The organism is Croceitalea sp. MTPC5, assembly GCF_036985505.1.
Lineage (GTDB): Bacteria > Bacteroidota > Bacteroidia > Flavobacteriales > Flavobacteriaceae > Croceitalea.
The window spans coordinates 106,907-123,570 of the sequence record NZ_BTGQ01000003.1 but is presented as its reverse complement, the minus strand read 5'-3'; the positions used below and the strand labels follow the sequence as shown (position 1 = coordinate 123,570).

At 40.2% G+C, this 16,664-nt stretch carries 18 protein-coding genes; 10 read left to right on the top strand and 8 right to left on the bottom strand.

The genetic code is table 11. The annotated features are described in order from the left end of the window. Nucleotides 1–110 precede the first annotated feature (110 nt). Nucleotides 111–1,082: a phytanoyl-CoA dioxygenase family protein gene (locus AACM45_RS10520; RefSeq protein ID WP_339142543.1), complete on the bottom strand. Its 972-nt coding sequence runs from the start codon at nt 1,080–1,082 to the stop codon at nt 111–113. Between the two features lie 139 nt (nt 1,083–1,221). On the opposite strand from AACM45_RS10520, the gene AACM45_RS10515 reads away from it, so the two are divergent. Continuing rightward, nucleotides 1,222–2,073, top strand: a complete 852-nt coding sequence (locus tag AACM45_RS10515) for a helix-turn-helix transcriptional regulator (RefSeq protein ID WP_339142542.1) — start codon at nt 1,222–1,224, stop codon at nt 2,071–2,073. Between the two features lie 309 nt (nt 2,074–2,382). Here AACM45_RS10515 and AACM45_RS10510 read toward each other — a convergent pair whose 3' ends face one another. After that, on the bottom strand, nt 2,383–3,297 hold the full coding sequence (locus AACM45_RS10510) for a nicotinic acid mononucleotide adenyltransferase (RefSeq protein WP_339142541.1): 915 nt from the start codon (nt 3,295–3,297) through the stop codon (nt 2,383–2,385). A 129-nt stretch (nt 3,298–3,426) separates the two neighbouring features. On the opposite strand from AACM45_RS10510, the gene AACM45_RS10505 reads away from it, so the two are divergent. Continuing rightward, nucleotides 3,427–4,416 (top strand): NAD(P)H-dependent glycerol-3-phosphate dehydrogenase, encoded by a 990-nt coding sequence (locus tag AACM45_RS10505; protein ID WP_339142540.1) that lies wholly within the window; start codon nt 3,427–3,429, stop codon nt 4,414–4,416. Here the strand turns inward: AACM45_RS10505 and AACM45_RS10500 are convergent. The 3 genes from AACM45_RS10500 to AACM45_RS10490 all read right to left on the bottom strand — a co-directional run bounded on the left by AACM45_RS10500 (nt 4,413) and on the right by AACM45_RS10490 (nt 6,822). Then, a complete protein-coding gene (locus AACM45_RS10500) occupies nt 4,413–6,083 on the bottom strand; it encodes a glycerol-3-phosphate dehydrogenase/oxidase (RefSeq protein WP_339142539.1) in 1,671 nt (556 codons plus the stop codon). The two genes, AACM45_RS10505 and AACM45_RS10500, sit on opposite strands and share 4 nt — an antisense overlap. A 71-nt stretch (nt 6,084–6,154) precedes the next feature. After that, complete coding sequence (locus tag AACM45_RS10495) at nt 6,155–6,457, bottom strand: antibiotic biosynthesis monooxygenase family protein (RefSeq protein ID WP_339142538.1); 303 nt, start codon at nt 6,455–6,457, stop codon at nt 6,155–6,157. An 8-nt stretch (nt 6,458–6,465) separates the two neighbouring features. Next, the gene (locus tag AACM45_RS10490; protein WP_339142537.1) at nt 6,466–6,822 is read right to left on the bottom strand and encodes a hypothetical protein; all 357 of its coding nucleotides are present in this window, start codon (nt 6,820–6,822) and stop codon (nt 6,466–6,468) included. A 125-nt stretch (nt 6,823–6,947) separates the two neighbouring features. Between AACM45_RS10490 and AACM45_RS10485 the strand changes: the two genes are divergently transcribed. From AACM45_RS10485 to amaB, 5 genes are all read left to right on the top strand, one after another. Beyond that, nucleotides 6,948–7,451 (top strand): CvpA family protein, encoded by a 504-nt coding sequence (locus tag AACM45_RS10485; RefSeq protein ID WP_339142535.1) that lies wholly within the window; start codon nt 6,948–6,950, stop codon nt 7,449–7,451. A 291-nt stretch (nt 7,452–7,742) separates the two neighbouring features. Then, on the top strand, nt 7,743–8,246 hold the full coding sequence (locus AACM45_RS10480) for a CAP domain-containing protein (protein WP_339142534.1): 504 nt from the start codon (nt 7,743–7,745) through the stop codon (nt 8,244–8,246). Nucleotides 8,247–8,377: 131 nt separating this feature from the next. Continuing rightward, a complete protein-coding gene (locus tag AACM45_RS10475) occupies nt 8,378–8,920 on the top strand; it encodes a 3-hydroxyanthranilate 3,4-dioxygenase (RefSeq protein ID WP_339142533.1) in 543 nt (180 codons plus the stop codon). After that, on the top strand, nt 8,921–9,295 hold the full coding sequence (locus AACM45_RS10470) for a DUF1304 domain-containing protein (RefSeq protein WP_339142532.1): 375 nt from the start codon (nt 8,921–8,923) through the stop codon (nt 9,293–9,295). It begins immediately after the preceding gene. Between the two features lie 42 nt (nt 9,296–9,337). Continuing rightward, nucleotides 9,338–10,891: an L-piperidine-6-carboxylate dehydrogenase gene (amaB, locus tag AACM45_RS10465; RefSeq protein ID WP_339142531.1), complete on the top strand. Its 1,554-nt coding sequence runs from the start codon at nt 9,338–9,340 to the stop codon at nt 10,889–10,891. A 12-nt stretch (nt 10,892–10,903) separates the two neighbouring features. On the opposite strand, the gene AACM45_RS10460 is transcribed toward amaB, so the two are convergent. Next, a complete protein-coding gene (locus tag AACM45_RS10460) occupies nt 10,904–11,860 on the bottom strand; it encodes a sugar phosphate isomerase/epimerase family protein (protein WP_339142530.1) in 957 nt (318 codons plus the stop codon). A gap of 402 nt (nt 11,861–12,262) precedes the next feature. Here AACM45_RS10460 and AACM45_RS10455 point away from each other — a divergent pair, with 402 nt between their 5' ends. Together AACM45_RS10455 and AACM45_RS10450 are read left to right on the top strand one after the other, a co-directional pair. Further along, nucleotides 12,263–13,174 (top strand): OmpA family protein, encoded by a 912-nt coding sequence (locus AACM45_RS10455; RefSeq protein WP_339142528.1) that lies wholly within the window; start codon nt 12,263–12,265, stop codon nt 13,172–13,174. 26 nt (nt 13,175–13,200) lie between these two features. After that, nucleotides 13,201–13,749 (top strand): hypothetical protein, encoded by a 549-nt coding sequence (locus AACM45_RS10450; protein WP_339142527.1) that lies wholly within the window; start codon nt 13,201–13,203, stop codon nt 13,747–13,749. Between the two features lie 61 nt (nt 13,750–13,810). Here the strand turns inward: AACM45_RS10450 and AACM45_RS10445 are convergent, their stop codons facing one another. Together AACM45_RS10445 and AACM45_RS10440 are read right to left on the bottom strand one after the other, a co-directional pair. Beyond that, nucleotides 13,811–14,806, bottom strand: coding sequence for an acyl-ACP desaturase (locus tag AACM45_RS10445; protein WP_339142526.1), 996 nt, complete (start codon nt 14,804–14,806; stop codon nt 13,811–13,813). A gap of 34 nt (nt 14,807–14,840) precedes the next feature. Further along, nucleotides 14,841–15,566, bottom strand: a complete 726-nt coding sequence (locus tag AACM45_RS10440) for a metallophosphoesterase (RefSeq protein WP_339142525.1) — start codon at nt 15,564–15,566, stop codon at nt 14,841–14,843. A gap of 148 nt (nt 15,567–15,714) precedes the next feature. Between AACM45_RS10440 and AACM45_RS10435 the strand changes: the two genes are divergently transcribed. Then, entirely contained in the window at nt 15,715–16,659 is a 945-nt protein-coding gene (locus AACM45_RS10435; RefSeq protein WP_339142524.1) for a carbohydrate kinase family protein, read from the top strand. The last annotated feature ends 5 nt before the right edge of the window (nt 16,660–16,664 follow it).

Below are 16,664 nucleotides of genomic sequence, written 5' to 3'. Positions count from 1 at the left end.
ATATTACCAAAAAGTCATTATTCCCATTGTTTCCCGTGAATAACGTATTTGATGATACCGCATTAAAGGTAGGAATCCATCTAGTATTTCAAACTGATTACGCAGCCCTATCACCACTCTTTCAATCCTAGCAACTTTTCACCAAGTTCACTAAGTTCGGCAGTACTATATTTATCACGCTCCCAATTTCGGGGATCGCCCGGAAATGCATAGCCTTCTGGGGCTACCCTGTTTTTCCAGGAATTTATTCGCCATTCACGAAGCTTTTCATTGTCTTCTTCAGCGGGCATCATAGAAATGTATTGGGCGATACGTACTTTGCCATTGGATTTGTTAGGCCGGATTCCATGGGGCTCTGTGCTATTGAAGATCAAAAGATCCCCTGCTTCCATCTTGACTTTTACGATTTTATCTTCCAAACCTTCTAAGTCTGGTTGAAAATGGTCACGATCTTCGGGTTGGGTCAACTTCCAGGTATCGTAATTTCTATAGAGCCAGGGGATACATTGAAATCCACCCATATTCTCGTCGGTTTGATCGGCCAGGGCCAGAACCCCTTGCACATTTTGCGGACGTGTCTCCGGATCATAGTCCCAATGGATAAATCCTTTTTTATTTTCCCCCGGACGCTGTGGGAAGTTTAAATTGGCCCGATCAATGGTTACCCAAAGTTTCTCAGTACCCCAGACATCCACAAAAGCATCGTAAACTTTTTGGGTCTGTCGATTGTTCCATAAGTGTTGATGATTATAAACCTCAACCATACCGGTACCCGTCAATTCTTTCATTTTCATTTCTGCACGTGGTGGAGCATACCAAGTGCTCGGGTCATTGGGATTTTTTTCGTCAAATTCCCACAAAAATTCAGCGGTTACCCTAGCTTGCTCCTGCGGTATGGCGTTCTTAACAACAATATATCCATTATGTATCCAAGAGTTCCAATCCTCTTCAGAGAGTACCCGAAGTGGCTTACCGTTAGAACGATCATTTAGTCTTTGAGTACTACTGGTTGCCGTAGATGGATTTCCGGGGATTTCTTCATGTGCTGTATTGGCCATTTCGAGTTTTATATCCTTTTGCATAATAGTATCTATTTTTAGTTGCTTTAAATTCTTTCTTCAAAACTACTAGTCTTGAATAGGTGTCACCACCTTGATATTGATCAAAATTTGAACTATATTGATATTTTGTATGGTTCAAAATTGCATTAATGATAATTTAATGAAAATTCAACTCGAAAACATTCAGCCTGATGAGAAAAGTTCGTTTCGGTTATTGCATAATCCGAAGCTGAACGATTTGTTTTTCTGGCATTTTCATCCGGAGTACGAACTTGTTTATATTGAAGGGGCCAGTGGAACGAGACATGTCGGAAAACATATTTCAACCTATGCGTATAGTGACTTGGTATTGATCGGTTCGAACATTCCGCATTTAAACTTTGATTACGGCATCAAAACAACCTATAGAAAAGAAGTTCTACATATTAGTGAGCCTTTCAAGGAACAAATATTCAAACAGGTTCAAGAACTTTCCAGTGTATATCGATTATTTGAAATAGCGCAATATGGGATTGCATTTAGTGGGTCGACCAAAAAACTGGTAGGGGAACAAATGAAAAAATTACATCAACTAAGTGCTTTCGAACAGTTTATTGCGGTTGTCAAAATTTTGAGTACCCTTGCCCTTAGCAATGAGTTTGAACTTTTGCATAAACAACCCGTGCATAACCGACTTGCCAAAAAACAACTCCCGCGTCTACAGAAAGTATATTCCTTTATTGATGAAAACTATACCGAAAAGATAAAGATTCAAGATGTTGCCAAAACCATCAACCTTAGCAAAGAAGCTTTTTGTCGCTATTTCAAAAAAAATACCGGCAATACCTTTACCAGTTTTTTGAACCAATACCGCATTACCCAAGCCAAACGTTTGTTACTCTTAGGGAAAAATGTAAGTGAAGCTTGTTATGAATGTGGGTTTGAAAGTCTCTCTTATTTCAATAGAACGTTTAAAAAGGTAAGTGGAGAGAATCCGTCTCAATTTAAGTCGAATCACTTCTTAAGAAAATAGCCAAGTACGCTTACCATAAGCCCGGCCTTTAACAGGGTGACCGTAAAATATGTAAGGTTCTTCTTTTGAATGGTCTTCATTTTAATCAAGGGTTAGTTCGATTATACAAATTAAAGATTTGCATAACGATTTCCAGAACAGCACTAACAGACCCTCCGCCTACGCTCAGGGTTAGTTCGATTGCGCAAATCAAAGATTTGCTATCTCACTAAAAAGAAACGCCCTGAGTAAGAAGATACTTCAGGGCGATTCCTAACTAAATAACCAACCAAAAAACTTATTCTAATAGTCGAATACTATTTTTAAACCTTACACTTTGCGCTTTCGCGTTACGTTCATTTTTTTATTATTGATTTTTGTTCGCTTTCTACTTACTTTATTTTCAGATTTAAGATATTGAACAAAGCCACGACCACCGAACTCATAAACCGTTTCACTCGCCACATGATATAGTTCTATGGTCTCATCATCAATTACATATAATTCAAAATAATCATTGCCTAAAAAATCATAGTCCAATGTCAATGTCTTAAGCGTTTCATCGTTGGTGTCAAAAACCTCGTATCCACCTTCATAATCCCACCGTAAATTTGCTAAAGCTGTACCTGGTTTGTCTATGGAAGACCTGAAAAAATTGTTACCTGAAAAAAACTGAAGGTAATTCTGTTCATCAAATTCGTTTAAAATACCTGACTGACTTGTAAAGGTTTTTTCCCATACATCGTATTCTTGTAACAGGTAATTGATATTCTCATAGAAAACACGGTCATAATCAAAGTTCCCCCGTTGATATCCGTTCAAGAAATAGGATGTTCCAGATCTAGCATCATATAATTCTATGGTACTGTTGTTTACGGCAAATACTTCTAAAGACCACAAGCCGTCTAAATCATGATCCACATCAACTACCCCATTACGTGTACCATAGTTACCAATTGCAATGCCCAATCCATTGCCCGTTCCACCGATACCCACAATATTATTATTGGCGAATAAAATGCCATTATTAAATGATACGGTAAAAGCCCTTTGTAAAAAAGGAACCTCGCCATTACCATCAGTTGCATTGATATCAATATACCACAGATCATGAGATTGTAAAACCTGATCGGTATTAAAGGCTGATTCTACGATAAAATCATCTTCAATGATAACTTCGGTATAACAAGAGCTTACGAGAAGTAGTATTCCTAATAGTCCGAATAGTGATTTTTTAGATTTCATATCTTAAGTTTTATGGTTCACTTGATTCAACCAATCACCGTGCCAAAATATTTAACCATTTGATTTTAAAATAGTTATAAGGTATTCCATTTTGCATAACTTTACCATATCAACTTAAACCAAAAGCCGTTGAAATTTGCTGTTTTAGGAGGAGGTAGCTGGGCAACTGCCCTAGTCAAAATGTTGACCGAAAATCTAGATACCGTTCACTGGTATATGCGAAATGAGTCGGCGAAAGCACATATTCTCAAAGAAGGGAACAACCCGAACTATCTAAGTTCCGTTGATCTAAAAACGGAATCATTGTTTTTGACCACCGATATCAATAAAGCCGTTGCAGGCTCCAATTTTTTAATCTTTGCCATTCCATCAGCGTTCTTAGAAACTGAATTACAAAAACTTACGGCCAGCCTCAAAGATAAGATCCTATTTTCGGCGATTAAGGGGATTGTACCGGAAACCGGACTTATCGTCGGAGAGCACTTCCACGAAAGGTATGAGGTGCCTTTTGAGAACATTGGTGTCATCACGGGGCCCTGCCATGCCGAAGAAGTTGCCCTAGAGCGATTGTCATATTTAACCATAGCATGTGCCGATGAATATAAAGCCAGGTTGTTAGCCGACCACTTGAACAGTCATTATATTAAAACCAAAATCTCAGATGATATCATTGGGACGGAATATGCCGCCATGCTCAAAAACATTTATGCAATTGCCGCTGGCATTGCACATGGTTTAGGTTATGGGGATAACTTTCAAAGTGTGCTGATGAGCAATGCCATTCGTGAAATGAAACGATTTATTGGCAAAGTGCACAAAATGAAACGAAACATCAATAATTCAGCATATTTAGGTGATTTATTGGTAACCGGTTACTCGACCTTCAGTCGTAACCGCATGTTCGGAAATATGATTGGAAAAGGCTATACCGTAAAAAGCGCCATGATGGAAATGAACATGGTAGCCGAAGGGTATTATGCTACAAAAAGCGCGCATCTGCTTATGGGGAAATTGGAGAAAAAATCAAAAACACCAATTATCAATACCGTCTACGCCATTTTGTATCAGGGTAAAAACGCAAAAAAAGCCTTCAAGAAATTGACCGAAGAACTGGATTAAGCCCGTTCCCGTTCCAATGAAAAGTTGGAATGGATCTCAAGCTCATGGTTCATTTTCTCCTTAAATTCCAAAAGTTTGGCATCATCATAACCAAAGGTTGTCTTGAAATCATCAAGAAGCGGTTCTAAATAGGTTCTGATACTATCTATATCAAAGTACAACCGACCTGTTCTTCTGATGAAAAAATCCATAGGATTCAAGACCATTTCATAATCAATTCCGAATTTGAGTTCTGCACGGATCATTTTCAAGTGGGCATCCCCTTCTTGAAATTCTTGGTAAGACTGTAAAATCAGCTCGGTCTGTTTACCATAATTTGTAACCAAAAACCATGCATCGTACTGCGTAAAACCATCTTCTTTAATGCGCTCATAAACCTCAGCAATATATTTTTTGACGTGTTTGAACTTTTTAAAATCACTACCGCATAAGGGGATTTTATCCGTGCTGCATGGGGCAACTTTTAGTCCTTCTTCCTCCATTTGCTTGGTAATACGATTGACCACGCGTTCCGCCATCTTACGATATCCCGTCAATTTTCCACCGGCGATACTAATTAGACCAGTGTCTGATGTAAAGATCTCATCTTTTCTTGAAAGCTCAGAAGCAGACTTCCCTTCTTCATGAATCAGTGGTCTAACCCCCGCCCATGAAGAAATGATATCTTCCATTTCTAGATTGATTTCAGGAAACATGTTGTTCACCGCAGAAATCAAATAAATGGCATCGGCCAAATCTGTGCGTATGTCGTCTTTATCTAAATTATAATTGGTATCGGTGGTACCTACGTAGGTAATTTTACCACGCGGAATGGCAAACATCATTCGTCCATCAGGAATATCAAAGTATACCGATTGTTTCACGGGAAGTTTGTCAAACGGAAAAACCAGATGGACCCCCTTGGTCAAGTGCAATCGCTTACCTTTTTTAGAATTGTTCGTACTACGGAGTTCGTCAACCCATGGGCCCGCAGCACTAATTACATATTTCGATTTTATTTCAAATTCTTCATTTTGGGCAACATCTTTCACCTTCACACCCGAGACGATATTGTTTTCATAAAGAAAATCAGTGACCTCGGCATAGTTCAAAGCCAGGGAACCATACGCCAAACTCGTTTTTAGGTTTTCTATGGTCAATCGGGCGTCATCTGTGCGGTACTCGGCATAATAACCCGCACCGTTCAATATTTTCTTGGGTAATAAGGGTTCTAGTTTTAAAGCTTCTTTTTTATCAAGCATTTGACGTTTATCATCGCCAGTTACTTGAGCTAAAATATCGTAGACCTTTAACCCGATACTAGTCAGCCACTTGCCATATGACCCATTTTCGATCAATGGCAAAAGCATTTTTTCAGGTAATACCAAATGTGGCGCCAACTTGTGAACAATAGCTCTTTCAGAACCTACTTCTTTCACCAGCCAAAAATCAAACTGTTTAAGGTAGCGTAATCCGCCATGGATCAGTTTGGTTGATTTACTGCTGGTACCAGAGGCAAAATCACCCTTTTCGAGCAATGCCACTTTTAATCCCCTAGCGGCGGCATCCAAAGCAATTCCAGCACCCGTAATTCCGCCACCAATGACCACGAGATCGAATGTAGTTTCCTTCAATTGCGCAATGGTTTTAAATCTATCGGTATTTGAAAAGCGTACGGGTTCTTTCATTATATCTAGCAATTTTTATGAAAAGACTGTAAAAATACGAAATCAAAACCCCTTGACAAATTTAGGTAGGGTTATGGTTTAGTGAACTCATATTCGCGCTCTACCGTACAAATGCGGATTTTGTACCACGAATACCAATTTTCCATTCCTTTTTTCTGGGCAACTTGATGCTCGACATTGGCTTTCCATTTCGATATGGCCTCTAAGCTTTCCCAATAACTGATTGAAATACCCAATCCGTCACGCGCGCTTTCAAAATCTAAAAACCCATCTTGTTCTCGGGCCAATTGTTCCATAGCAATGGCCATTTCTCCGTAACCATTATCACTTGGGGTTCTGGTATTCGTAAAAATCACCGCGTAGTATGGTTTCATATGACCTGTCAGCTAATAAATTCTTTTTCTAAAAAATAGCCCACTATCGCCTCTTTCATTAAAACGGTCTGTTCGCCAGCTTTCAAGGGTGGCAGTTCTTCTTTGACCTTATAATGGGGCCAACCCTCATCATCAAAGAAATCAAACTCATAAAAGCCGTAGGGTTCCAACAATCTGCAAATCGCAATATGCATCAGATTCACCTTTTCATCTTTCTTATAGCTTCGTTGGTGTTGACCCAACTCTTGAACTCCAACCAAATAAATAATGGCATCAAGCTCTAAGGGGTCTCCATCAGAGAACTTTGACGAGAGTTTCCCCACCAATAATTGCCAACGCTCTTTTAATTGTACATCTCGTGCCATAGCCACTGAAAGGATTTTCTTCGGGTCTAACTTAAATACAAAAATAGTTCAATTAACTTACAACCAGCTTTGATTAGGCTTGCAATAGAGCCATGCAAAGAACTATATTTGTCTAAATTGACACCATGGGCTTTCTGGACGTTATTTTGGGAATACTATTACTTTGGGGTTTATACAAAGGATTAAAAAATGGGCTTTTTGTTGAACTTGCTTCCTTAATTGCCCTAATAGCAGGAATCTATGGCTCCATTCATTTTTCATTTGTTGCCGCTGATTACCTTCATCAAAATATGGATTGGAATGACCGCTATATTAAAATTGCTTCATTTTTGATAACATTCATTGCCATCGTTTTACTGGTTCATTTAGCTGGAAAGTTTTTGACCAAAATTGCCGATTTTGCAATGCTCGGGCTGTTGAACAAGTTAGCCGGGGCCGTTTTTGGCACTTTAAAGGTGGCCATAATATTGGGTGCTTTGCTTATCTTCTTTGAAAGGGCGACCTCTTCATTTAATTTTATCAATGAGGCCACCAAGCAAGACTCGATTTTATATACCCCAATTCGCGATACGGGTGCCCTTGTTTTTAGTATGGTCTTTAAAAATGAGGATTCCGATTCAGAAGAATAGGTTGGCCTGATCCATTAATCGATTCGTTTCGACCATTCATCTACGGTTCTTTTCAACTATTTCTTTTAATGACATCAACGATAGGTTAAATGGGCAAAGACCATTTCAAATACTTTGTTCATCGATAAAAAACGGTCTTCCCTTTATCGAGAACATAACATTATACTTGATTCTGCAGCTTATCGAATAAATCAGGTTGCTCAAAGATAATTTAGCGCCCCAACAAGGTCTAGTACTACTTTAGCAAAGCACCGGTCAAAAGGCTATGATTTTAATTGAGTACACAGTAAGATGAAATTTTATTCCCCTGCGTTGATTATCCTTTGTTGTTTTGCTGCATCATGCAGTTCAAATTCGGTGCAAGATGAAGAGGCCCTATTCGAAAATGAGGAGACGACCATTGAAGAGAAGAACTTAGTTATAACCGCAGCAGAAACAGAGTTGTTCAGTCAAGTAAATGATTATCGGGTAGAAAATGGTCTGAAAGAATTGGCCTTTAGCCCAGAAACCTATAAATATGCCGAAGAACATACCCAATTTATGATTGGGGAAAATAGCGTGAGCCATGATAATTTTAATGACCGGGCCTCACAAATTGCCGCGGAAACCGGGGCGACCCAAGTTGCGGAAAATGTGGCGAAAGACTATACAGAGGTTACCTTGGCGCTAGAAGGTTGGTTGCAGAGCGATGTGCATAAAAGCACCATTGAAGGAGATTACACCCATACTGCCATAGCGATTAGGGAAAATTCAAAAGGCAAGTTATTCTATACACAGATTTTTTTAAAGAAGTAAAATTTTAGATTCGGATTTTATATTAAGTGTTTTAATAAGTTTAATTGGTTTTAACTTGACCCGTAGCAATTGCTACGGGTCTTTTTAGTTCTATTTGGATACTGTAGGTTTTTTGTAACTTTCAAAAAAAAATGCCTGTTACAGCGCCCTTTAATTTGAATAAATGGATTGAGGATAATAGAGCTACCCTCAAACCCCCAGTGGGCAATAAGAATCTTTATAAGGAGGCCGGTGACTATATCGTAATGGTTGTAGCCGGACCCAATGCCCGCAAAGATTACCACTACAACGAGACCGAAGAACTTTTTTATCAGTTGGAAGGTAACATAGAAATACATATTCAAGAAAATGGGGAAAAAAAGACGATGAAGTTAGGTGCGGGTGATATGTATCTGCATCCGGCAAAAATTCCCCATTCCCCAGTTCGACATGAAGGTTCCATAGGTCTGGTCATTGAACGCAAAAGAGCTGAAATGAACGTTGATGATGGATTATTATGGTTTTGCGACAACTGCAATCATAAACTTTATGAGGCCTACTTTACCCTTCATGATATTGAAAAGGACTTTTTGGGTCATTTCAAACATTTTTATGGTTCTAAAGAGCTGCGTACCTGCAATAATTGTGGCACCGTGATGCCCATAGATGAACGATTTATCACAAAAGACGATTAAATGTTACTTACCGCAAAGATAATTATCGCAATTGTGGCCATCTTACACGGCTATTTTCTCTGGCTTGAAATGTTTGCTTGGACCACAAGGGCTAGAAAGGTATTCCGAAATTTCCCTAGTGACTTGTTCGAACCTACGAAATCGATGGCCGCGAATCAGGGGCTATATAATGGTTTTCTAGCCGCCGGGCTAATTTGGTCCCTTCTAATTAAAGATACTGTATGGCAGGTCAATGTGGGCCTGTTCTTTTTAGGTTGTGTGATAATTGCGGGAATTTACGGTGCTTTTAGCGTATCTAGAAAGATATTCATGGTACAGGCAATACCCGCACTTATGGGTTTTGTTTTACTTTTGACAACCGCTTATTCTTCGTAATTTTGTGAATTATACAACAATATCTCAACAAAAAGTTATAAAATGTCAAATACGGCAGCTGCCTTCGGATTACAAAAAGCATTGGAACAACTTGGTCTACAAGAAATCAACCCCGGCACCTCTACTGGTTCAACCCACTTTGGTTCGGGTGGACTTTTAGCGTCTTACTCCCCTGTTGACGGTGCACTTATAGGCAAGGTAAATACCACCTCTAAAGCTGATTATGAACAAGTAATGGACAGTGCAACAGCTGCATTTAAAGAATGGAAATTAATGCCTGCACCACAGCGCGGTGAGATTGTTCGGCAATTTGGCGAACGCTTACGTGAGCTAAAAGAACCACTTGGAAAATTGGTTTCCTATGAAATGGGAAAATCATATCAAGAAGGTCTTGGCGAGGTACAAGAGATGATAGATATCTGTGATTTTGCCGTCGGGCTTTCACGACAGTTACATGGGCTTACCATGCATTCTGAAAGGCCTGGTCATAGAATGTACGAACAGTACCACCCTTTGGGGGTCGTAGGGATTATTTCAGCTTTTAATTTTCCGGTAGCGGTTTGGGCATGGAACACGGCCCTTGCGTGGGTTTGTGGTGATGTATGTGTCTGGAAGCCTTCTGAAAAAACCCCCTTATGCGGAATCGCCTGTCAAAATATCATCGCACAGGTACTTAAAGATAATGACTTGCCCGAAGGCATTTCATGCTTGATCAACGGCGATTATAAAGTTGGTGAACTAATGACCCATGATAAGAGAATTCCTTTGGTTTCTGCCACAGGGTCCATTCGAATGGGTAAGATCGTAGCACAGGCGGTAGCTTCACGTTTAGGCAAATCATTATTGGAGTTGGGTGGTAACAACGCCATTATCGTAACGCCTGATGCTGATATCAAAATGACCGTTATTGGTGCCGTTTTTGGCGCTGTCGGTACTGCGGGCCAACGATGTACCTCAACCCGTAGATTAATCGTTCATGAGTCTATTTACGATCAGGTCAAAAATAGTATCGTAGATGCGTACAAGCAATTACGTATTGGTAATCCATTGGATGAGAATAGCCATGTAGGGCCCCTAATCGATACGGATGCGGTAGCGATGTATGAGCATGCCCTTAAAAAAGTTATCACCGAAGGAGGAAAGATCTTGGTAGAAGGTGAAGTATTGACCGGTGAGGGTTATGAAAGCGGATGCTATGTCAAGCCTGCCATAGTCGAAGCTGATAACTCTTATGAAACCGTGCAAGAGGAAACCTTTGCCCCCATACTTTATTTGCTGAAATATTCCGGTGATGTTACCAATGCCATTGCACAACAAAATGGGGTTGTACAAGGATTGTCTTCGGCCATAATGACGAATAATTTACGCGAAGCAGAACGTTTTCTTTCTGCAGCGGGTAGTGATTGTGGTATCGCTAACGTCAATATAGGTACCTCAGGGGCTGAAATAGGTGGTGCCTTTGGTGGCGAAAAAGAAACCGGTGGTGGTCGCGAAAGTGGTTCGGATGCATGGAAAGTATATATGCGCCGCCAGACCAATACGATAAACTACACCACGGAACTACCTTTGGCCCAGGGTATCAAGTTTGATTTGTAATTATAAATATCCCTAACCGAACTTTTTCAGGTTTTTATACGAGTTTTTCAACGTTTCTTCAGGGTTTGGAGCCAAGTCACGCTCTAGAAAGTAATGTTCTACCCCTGATGCTTCGGCTTGGGCAATGATGCCTTTGATATCGTATACCCCATCACCGGGATCACTCATGAACGGAAAACCTGCCATCCATTGGTCAGGGGTCTGCCCGTCACCTGAAAAACGAAATTCTTTTGAGGCATCTTTTAAATGAAGAAGCCTATAGCTGTTGGGGTAGGCCTTTAAATATGAAATAGGGTCTGCACCTGCCGCTTGCATCCAGAAAATATCCAATTCAAACTTTACATGGTCCGGATTGGTATTCTTAAGCAAGAAATCCATAGGTACCTCACCATCAAGAACCATATGTTCATACCCATGGTTATGGTATACGAACTGCATATCGTACTTGGCCATTTTTTCTCCGAACAGATTGAACTCATCAACAAATCTTTTGTAGTGATCCAGTGTGTTCTTTTCTTCTTGAATAGCTGGTAGCACTAAATATTTTGTGTCCAATTTAGCAACTTCATCCAACATACTGTCAAGTCTTTTTCTTAGGGTATCGAAATCAGTATGCATGGAGGGTACGGTCAGTCCATTATCTTTTAGCATCTGGGATACTTCTTCAATGGTAAACCCATAAAATGCATCATTTCTAATACCCAGCATTGGTTTGATCTGGTTCCAGTCTTGTTTCGCCGATAGCGTACTGAAGGGATAAGGACCGAAAAATTCGACTTCTTGATATCCAAGTTCTCCGATAAGTGAAAGGGTTCCCTTCAAGTCAACATCGATCATTTTAGGAATTGTAAACAATTGAACCCCAAGTTTACGCCCTTTAGGTATTTCCTCAAATCCCTTAAACGAGGGTAGAACTGCCATGGCACCCGCAGCCAATGCCCCTTTTTTGATAACCGCCCTTCTTTTCATAAGCCTTGTAGATTGTAGGATAGGAAAGATACTAAATTGTCATTGCAGAAAAAAACCGCTATTCCCGAGCGGGCATAACGGCTTTTAAAACCAACTTAACTAACTCAAACTTATAATTTGAAACCCTATTTAAATGCCGGAACCTTGTCGGGATAAATAGGGATTTTATATTACTTCACTAAAATTCTGAATAATTGTCCATACTAAAAACCAACTCGTTATAACTGGTTTGAAAAACTGTATAATCGGTATGTTCTTAAATACTTTTCCATTTTTTAAATTAGTCGCTTAAAACGTTAAATACCTACATAAATACTTGGTTAACAATAATTTCATAATGGTATTTCTAATTTTTTAACGAATTTTTAATACTTTGGGGCTCGAACACTAATTCCACTTATAATGACTAAAAACTTCCCTTATGTATTAGGTATGCTAATTACCATTGCATTAGGAATGTTTCTTTATTTCACTTTATGCAGTGATTGTCAAGTACCCATTGCAGAGGTTCAACCTTTAAAAGAAGAGACAGTTCCTATACCCGAACCCCAAGCCACCTCATTTCCTTTCACATTGAATGATGGTGATTTTACCTATGGGGTAAACGATAATTTCAATTTCAATTTGTCTTCCAATACCGTACTTCTTCCCTTATCGGAAAATGTAAAAAATGGTGTGCTACGTTTAAAGGATTATTTATCGGCCAATACTGATAAGGCCATAAACATGACCGGGCTCTACCAAAGCTCTGAAGACAATACATCCGCATTTCCGAATTTGGGTCTGGCACGCGCCAATGCCGTCAAGAATTATATGGTCGCGCAAGGTATTTCATCGACCCAGACGAACACCTTTGGGCAATTAATGAATGATTTGGTACCGTTGGACAATACACTACTCGGACCTGTTACCTACGAAATAACGGAGGGTAATAAGGACAATAAGGCTGATTTAAAGGCCTTGTATGATGACATCAAAACCAATCCCCTAGTATTGTATTTCGACACTGGTGAGGCCGCCATCAACCTTACTGAGGCACAACGCCAAAAGGTTGCCAACATATCGCGATATCTTGATAAAGTAGATGGGGCAAGATGCAAGATCGTAGGGCATACTGATAATACGGGTAATAGGATAACCAATATTACCCTTGGTCAAGAACGAGCCGATTTTGCTATGGCGTACCTTATCCGCAATGGTATTCCAGCCGAAAAAATCAATTCCACTTCGAAAGGTCCTGATGTTCCAATTGCATCAAACAATACTGAAGAGGGTAGGTCTAAAAATCGAAGAACCGTCGTGACACTTAACTAAAAACAATAACACTTAAAACTATAAAAATGAATTTTGATAACATTTGGTGCTGGTTGATTCCGCTTTTAACAGGGTTGATATGTGGAATAATTGGATATTTCTGGGGTAAGGGCAAAAGGGAGGTAGTCGACAATACCGCAGCCTTAAAGGCCTTGGAAGATAAAAACAATAAATTGCAAGCTGACCTTGACGCTTGTAACAAAAAATTGGTCGCGATCCCTAAGTCAAAACCTTCAACCTCGTCTTCAATTGCTGCTAGTGCAGTGACCGCAGTTGCCTTTGATGCTGCTGCAGCAAAAGCTGCCTTTGGTAAAAAAATCAAACAAGATGACCTTAAGATCGTAGAGGGTATTGGCCCGAAAATCGAAGGGCTTTTTCATGATTTTGATATTAAAACTTGGCAGGCATTATCCGATAGTACCGTCGCGAAATGTCAAGAAGTCCTTGATTCAGGTGGAGAACGCTATCGCATACATGACCCCGCATCATGGCCACTTCAAGCTAAAATGGCCTTTAAAGGGGAATGGAAAAATCTAGCCAAATGGCAAGATGAACACAAAGCTGGAAAATTGTAATGTTTTCCTAATTCAAATAACCACCAAAAAAAAACCGGTTTCTATCGAAACCGGTTTTTTATTATAACATGCCGTTTGCCTCTACCCATTTAAACCTATGTTGGTCTTGATTGAATTGCATTCGTTCGGCAATGCGTTGTAATCGGTCGGGTAATTTCATCAAATAATCCCTTGCTTTTTCTGCTTGTTCTGATAAGGATCTGACATTTCCGATAGCCCAATAGTCATTCAGTTTTCTAAGGATTTCGATATAATCTTGTGCCGTGTAGACCCCTAGTCGCTGGGCACAATTGGAGAAAAGCTCAAAAGCCGTACTTATTTCACCGCCCGATTCCCTTAAAAAATGGGCCGGCATCACAATTTTCTTTTTCATCATATCGGCAAAAGCTAACATCATTCCGTTGGGGTCTTGGCCAAATATGGTTTTCACGAACTCACGATAGGCCAAATGATGCCGCATTTCGTCACCCGCGATGATCGTACACATTTTACCCAAAAGCCCATTTCCTTTTTTCTTGGCCATTTGCCCTACGCGCTTATGCGAAACATTGGTCGCCAACTCTTGAAAAGTGGTGTACACAAAATTTTTGTAGGGGTCCCTATCTGTACCTATATCAAAACCATCTGCAATCAGATGCTGTGTAGTGATCTCGATTTCACGCATGTTGACCCTGCCAGACAAGTAAAGGTATTTGTTCAACACATCGCCATGTCGGTTTTCTTCTGCCGTCCATGCACGAACCCATTTAGACCATCCATTCTCTTTGCCCGAGTGTTGATCGATACCCTCAACATCCATCAACCAAGATTCGTAGGTAGGCAGCGCTTCTTCGGTTATGGTATCGGCTACCAAGGTGACCCAAAAATCATACCCTAGTTCTTTGGCTTCTTCTCGAATCTGCTCCACTTCATCAAAAAAACCATCTTCTTGAGAGTTTGGTAAAAAATCAGTGGGTTGCCAGATTTTGTCTATTGGCACCAAAAAATCTTCCATAAAACCAGCGACTTGGGGTTCTACCGCCTGCATCACTTCCAATCTGATATTTTTTTCAGACATTTTTTCGTGTTTTTGTAAAGGTCATCATAATTATCTAGTTTCTACCATTTTCACCGGGATATAAGGTATGTACTGGATCACTTTGCCAGAATTCCTTGGTCTCGACATCCAATATAGTCAAGGCACCCATGAAAGCAGCACCTGTATCAACATTCCAAACATTTGCCCCTTTTTGAGGTTCTGCATGTCCTTTTTTTGATAACGGGGTATGTCCTATAAAAACCTCATGATAGTGGGTCAACCTTTTTGGAAAGTTCTCATTTCCCGGTTTTAATGTGGGGTCCATTGCTTTTGCCAACTCCCATAAAGTCCTGTCCCAATAGAACAGCTTTTCAAAGTACTCGTATTCGATACCTTTTAAATTAGTATACCCGGCATGAAGATAAAGCCTATTGTTCTCATCGAGGTACGTATTCTGAAGGCCCTCATAAAATGTAAAATGGGCATCCCACTTTTCCCTTTCGACGTTTAAGTATGACATCTTGGTCGCTACTCCACCATGTGCCAACCAGGTAGGATTTTCTTCATTGGTACGCATCCACCCATAGCACAACTCATCATGGTTTCCCCTGATAAAAGTACAGTTATGCGTCTTGTCGAGACCAATCAAAAAATCAACGGTTTCAAATGCCTCACTCCATGAATCGACATAATCCCCCAAAAAAACCAAATGGTCGTCAGTTGTCACCCTAGCCCTTTCAAGTACTTGTCGCAACGCTTTTAACCCAGAATGTATATCACCGATTACCAGTCGCCTCATGAATCGCAAATTTTATCCATAATTAAACAATTCCCCCAAACCCTGGAAGCTTTGAACAAAGTTTTTCGATAAGATATCTTCTGTTCTTTTTTTTTGGACGGGCAATACAATTCTATGTACCTTGTATTTTGAATCAAACCTATTCTTTATGACCCGAGTTTTCTGTATTGGCGAACTCCTAATCGATTTTGTTGCCGAGAATCAAGGTAATGACCTCTCTAAGGCAACCCTCTTTACCAAAAAAGCGGGAGGCGCGCCAGCCAATGTAGCTTGTGCCATTGCAAGGCTAGGCGGTAAAAGTTCATTTATTGGTTGTGTAGGCAAAGATCCCTTTGGTTCTTTCTTACTTGACGTGCTCAAAAGGGAAAATGTCGACATTTCAAAAGTGCAACGCTCTAAAACCTTTACAACACTTGCATTTGTATCGTTAGCCGACGATGGTGAGCGTGATTTTGTTTTTAGTAGGGGTGCCGATAGGGCCTTAAAATACGATTCAAAGGTGCAAAAGGATTTTGAGCGTAATATTTTGCATTTGGGTGCTGCCACGGCCATGCTTGGAGGGCCTTTGGAAGAAGCATATGCCCATTATTTTTTTGATGCCCTCACCAAAAATTCGTTCATCAGCTTCGATCCCAATTATAGGGCAGATCTATGGAAGGACGATGCGCAGGTCTTTATCAAAAAATGCATGCCTTATGTAGAAAAGGCCCATCTATGCAAATTTAGTTTAGAAGAGGCATATCTACTTTCAGGAAAACACACGGTTGAAGAGGCATGTGCAATGCTACATGAAATAGGTGCCCGTATTATTACGGTCACATTGGGCAAAGACGGCACCTACGTAAGTACCAAAACACTCAAGAAAACGGTACCCAGCATTAAGGTATCGCCCATAGATACGACAGGTGCCGGTGATGCTTTTATAGGGTGCTTGTTGTACCAAATAGCGCAGCTACCTACTTATAATACGGTTTTTGAGGATGATGGGCTCTTATTGGCAATGGTTGAAAAAGCCAACAAGGCGGGTGCCATTACCACAACGAATTACGGTGCGATCATAGCATTGCCCACCTTAAAACAACTAGAGGCTTAATATGA

Coding starts and splice junctions, on each gene's coding strand:
- AACM45_RS10440 (WP_339142525.1), bottom strand. CDS start 15,566: ATGAGGCGACTGGTAATCGGTGATATACATTCTGGGTTAAAAGCGTTG.
- AACM45_RS10510 (WP_339142541.1), bottom strand. CDS start 3,297: ATGAAATCTAAAAAATCACTATTCGGACTATTAGGAATACTACTTCTC.
- AACM45_RS10485 (WP_339142535.1), top strand. CDS start 6,948: ATGGGCTTTCTGGACGTTATTTTGGGAATACTATTACTTTGGGGTTTA.
- AACM45_RS10515 (WP_339142542.1), top strand. CDS start 1,222: ATGAAAATTCAACTCGAAAACATTCAGCCTGATGAGAAAAGTTCGTTT.
- AACM45_RS10450 (WP_339142527.1), top strand. CDS start 13,201: ATGAATTTTGATAACATTTGGTGCTGGTTGATTCCGCTTTTAACAGGG.
- AACM45_RS10520 (WP_339142543.1), bottom strand. CDS start 1,082: ATGCAAAAGGATATAAAACTCGAAATGGCCAATACAGCACATGAAGAA.
- AACM45_RS10500 (WP_339142539.1), bottom strand. CDS start 6,083: ATGAAAGAACCCGTACGCTTTTCAAATACCGATAGATTTAAAACCATT.
- AACM45_RS10435 (WP_339142524.1), top strand. CDS start 15,715: ATGACCCGAGTTTTCTGTATTGGCGAACTCCTAATCGATTTTGTTGCC.
- AACM45_RS10455 (WP_339142528.1), top strand. CDS start 12,263: ATGACTAAAAACTTCCCTTATGTATTAGGTATGCTAATTACCATTGCA.
- amaB (WP_339142531.1), top strand. CDS start 9,338: ATGTCAAATACGGCAGCTGCCTTCGGATTACAAAAAGCATTGGAACAA.
- AACM45_RS10445 (WP_339142526.1), bottom strand. CDS start 14,806: ATGTCTGAAAAAAATATCAGATTGGAAGTGATGCAGGCGGTAGAACCC.
- AACM45_RS10470 (WP_339142532.1), top strand. CDS start 8,921: ATGTTACTTACCGCAAAGATAATTATCGCAATTGTGGCCATCTTACAC.
- AACM45_RS10495 (WP_339142538.1), bottom strand. CDS start 6,457: ATGAAACCATACTACGCGGTGATTTTTACGAATACCAGAACCCCAAGT.
- AACM45_RS10475 (WP_339142533.1), top strand. CDS start 8,378: ATGCCTGTTACAGCGCCCTTTAATTTGAATAAATGGATTGAGGATAAT.
- AACM45_RS10490 (WP_339142537.1), bottom strand. CDS start 6,822: ATGGCACGAGATGTACAATTAAAAGAGCGTTGGCAATTATTGGTGGGG.
- AACM45_RS10480 (WP_339142534.1), top strand. CDS start 7,743: ATGAAATTTTATTCCCCTGCGTTGATTATCCTTTGTTGTTTTGCTGCA.
- AACM45_RS10460 (WP_339142530.1), bottom strand. CDS start 11,860: ATGAAAAGAAGGGCGGTTATCAAAAAAGGGGCATTGGCTGCGGGTGCC.